Annotated in this window: 2 protein-coding genes and 1 tRNA gene; 2 read left to right on the forward strand and 1 reads right to left on the reverse strand. The window is 35.9% G+C overall.

Annotated features, from left to right (window positions below; translation table 11 throughout):
- Together WG67_RS06445 and WG67_RS04905 are read left to right on the forward strand one after the other, a co-directional pair.
- Positions 1 to 1,000: WPE palindromic element domain-containing protein (locus tag WG67_RS06445; RefSeq protein WP_458694924.1), on the forward strand; the 1,000-nt coding region annotated here is incomplete at its 5' end.
- 50 nt (positions 1,001 to 1,050) lie between these two features.
- On the forward strand, positions 1,051 to 2,001 hold the full coding sequence (locus WG67_RS04905; RefSeq protein WP_010082395.1) for a complex I NDUFA9 subunit family protein: 951 nt from the start codon (positions 1,051 to 1,053) through the stop codon (positions 1,999 to 2,001).
- An 8-nt stretch (positions 2,002 to 2,009) separates the two neighbouring features.
- Here the strand turns inward: WG67_RS04905 and WG67_RS04910 are convergent.
- A tRNA-Arg gene (locus WG67_RS04910) sits at positions 2,010 to 2,083 on the reverse strand.
- Positions 2,084 to 3,439: the final 1,356 nt, after the last annotated feature.

Consider the following 3,439-nt stretch of genomic DNA (forward strand, 5'->3'; position numbering starts at 1 on the left):
TAGTAATCCGAATATTGCAGTTATTACCAACATCGAACCTGCACATACTGAAAATTTTTCATCACTATTTGACGTTGCACAAGCGAAGTTAGAAATTCTGTATGGTATGAAAAATAACGGTACTTTGGTTTTAAGCAGAGATAATAAATATTATGATTATCTCTCATCACACGCCAATAGAAATGTAATAAGCTTCGGTAAAGATAAAAATGCTGAAGTTTGTTTACTAAACTTAATAAGAAACGATGAATCTTCTGTCATTTCAGCACTATCTTCTGTCATCCCAGTGCTTGACTACTTGGATCCAGGAAGTTCAATTGCAAATGAGCATATCAGACGGTTGTATAATAAAGACTGGATTCCAGCGTCACGCGCTGGAATGACATCAAACCGAGTTGCTAATAGATTAAGTTTAAAAATCAGGCTGAGTGATAATCAAATTATAAACTGTAATTTACGTGTACAAGGTGAGCATTTTGCTTATTCGCTACTTGCTGTTGCAGCAGTTGTGCAAAGCCTCGGACTTGATTTATCAAAATTACCACTTGCACTTAAGAATTTTAGTGTAGCGAAAGGTAGAGGCAATATTCATAAGGTCAAATGCAATAAAAAATATATACATTTAATTGATGACTCCTATAACGCCAGCCCTGCTTCGATGAAAACTGCAATAAAAACTTTGAGTACATATTCTAATCAGAGAAAAGTAGCTTTGCTTGGTGATATGTTGGAACTTGGTGATGAAAGCATAGAGTTTCATACAGATTTGGTTAAGATTATCACAGAAAATAATATAGATAAAGTTTATACAGTTGGTAAATTTATGTTAGAATTGCATGAGCTTTTGCCAGATAATATAAGAGGCACGCATTTTAATGATTCTAATCAATTGAAAAGTGATTTAGCTAACATTATTCAGAATAATGACGCAATTCTAGTTAAAGGCTCACGAGGAATGAAAATGGATCTTATTGTACGGGAATTCGTAATAAAATATTAAGCGAAATCATTGTATTAATTTACAGTAACAAATTATTAGGAACTTTAATTGTGACAAAACGTGTAATTATTTTTGGTGGAACGGGGTTTATAGGGAAACACATCGTAAGACGCTTGGCAGCAGAAGGATATTTAATAAAGATATTCACTCGTAATCAGGAAAAAGCTGCTTGTTTAAAATTGTGTGGCAATTTAGGACAAATATCAATATTTAAAGGCGATTTTTTTGATGAAAAATCAGTTCTGGATGGTATGGAAGAATGTGATGTAGCTATAAACTTAGTGGGAATATTATATGAAGCAAAAAAGCACGATTTTTACGCTGTTCACGTTAAAATAGCTGAAAGGATAGCAAAAGCTGCAAAAATGAAAAATGTACCTATGATGATACATTTTTCTGCTATGGGAATAGAAAATAGCAAGTTGTCAAAATATGCCAAAAGTAAATTGGAAGGTGAAAAAGCTGTAACTTCAGCATTTCAAAAAGCAATAATAATTAGGCCAAGCCTTGTATTTGGTAAAGAAGACAACTTCTTTAATAAATTTGCAAGATTAGCAACTATTCTTCCTTTCTTACCACTAATTGGCAATGGAACAACTAAATTTCAGCCAATATGTGTAACAGACTTAGCTGAAGTGGTATATCGTATTATCAGTTTTAATAAGCAAGACAAGAAAATTTATAACATGGGTGGACCAAAGGTTTACTCTTTCAAAAGCTTATTGAAGTTTATTCTGAATGTTACTAACAGAAAGTGTTTGTTGATCAATGTATCTTTTCCAATGGCAAAGTTAATAGCTTTCTTTTTAGAAAATAAAATTATTTCTATGCTGCTAAAACCAATAACCGGAGATACGAACCCTATGCTTACTCAAGATCAGGTGAAAGTTATGATGAATAGTTCAATCGAAAAGTCAGTTGACCTTGAAACAATGAAGGTTCGACCATTAGCAATTGAAAATGTGGTGCCAGAGTACTTGAAGATTTATAGAAAGTATTGATAAAAGAGTGTGCCCGGTGGGATTCGAACCTACGACCCACAGCTTAGAAGGCTGTTGCTCTATCCAGCTGAGCTACGGGCACACAACATATATAAAATGCTTCTTAGTACAAGTGAAGTCAAGTACTTCGTGTGAATATGATGTTTATCTTGCGACACCTTGTCATTGCAGTTGTGTGTCGCGCGCTGCCAAAATTGGATGCGAGAAGTCTATTTATTTTAGAAAATATTATATAGAAACTTACTTGACACCCTTCGCCAGCGCCCTTATCATGATAGTGAAGCTATTGTATTTGCTTTCGCCAATCTGCAGATTAAAAGGTAAGGATTACTTAATGTATCAGCGTCTTATGTTCAATTTTTTGCAGTATATAGATACTGTATGTCTTTACAAAACTTCATCTACATCTAGATTTTTATCTAAATAAGCTGAACGCGCTTATAAAGCGTTACAAGACATCAAAAAATGCCAATACTCGACAGAGATAGTAAAAGACTAGCTAACTCGGGGATTCTTTGTCTTTTTTTCTGCTTGGTAAATTTCTTAAACATTTGCAGCGTAAGTTAGTTGCAATTAAAAGCAGCTGAATTTCGCTTGTCAAGCGTTTAAAACATAAAAAACGCCAATATTTTAAAGCAGATAATAACCACGGGGCTTCTTTTGCCTTTTTTTCATTTGGTAAATTTCTTAATATTTATGGCTAAACGACAATCGTCATCCCGCTACGTGTTAGCGGGATCTATGTTAAGGTATAGTAGGGGATCTATGTTAAGAGATACCGCGAATGAATCGCGGTATGACGGTGTAATGATGGTTAAGTATCCCGCTGCTTGTAGAGATTGCATAGCGCGGGTTATGGTAAGGGGATCTATGTTAAGAGATACCGCGAATGAATCGCGGTATGACGGTGTAATGATGGTTAAGTATCCCGCTGCTTGTTAGCGGGATCTATGCTTTGAGATACCGCGAATGAATCGCGGTATGACGGTGTAATGATGGTTAAGTATCCCGCTACGTGTTAGCGGGATCTATGTTAAGGTATAGTAGGGGGATCTATGTTAAGAGATACCGCGAATGAATCGCGGTATGACGGTGTAATGATGGTTAAGTATCCCGCTGCTTGTTAGCGGGATCTATGTTAAGGTATAGTAGGGGATCTATGTTAAGAGATACCGCGAATGAATCGCGGTATGACGGTGTAATGATGGTTAAGTATCCCGCTACGTGTTAGCGGGATCTATGTTAAGAGATACCGCGAATGAATCGCGGTATGACGGTTAAGTAGGGTGTCATTCCAGTGCTCCTTTTTTTGTCATCCCAGCGTCACGCGTTGGTTTCAACATTATATCATGAACTTTCTAAAATTCATTGAACTGTGCTTTCAAACGGTAGTGCCGGGGTGTGAGTATAACGATTATCAGTATATAAAAGTCATAGC

Source organism: Wolbachia endosymbiont of Drosophila incompta (assembly GCF_001758565.1).
Lineage (GTDB): Bacteria > Pseudomonadota > Alphaproteobacteria > Rickettsiales > Anaplasmataceae > Wolbachia > Wolbachia pipientis.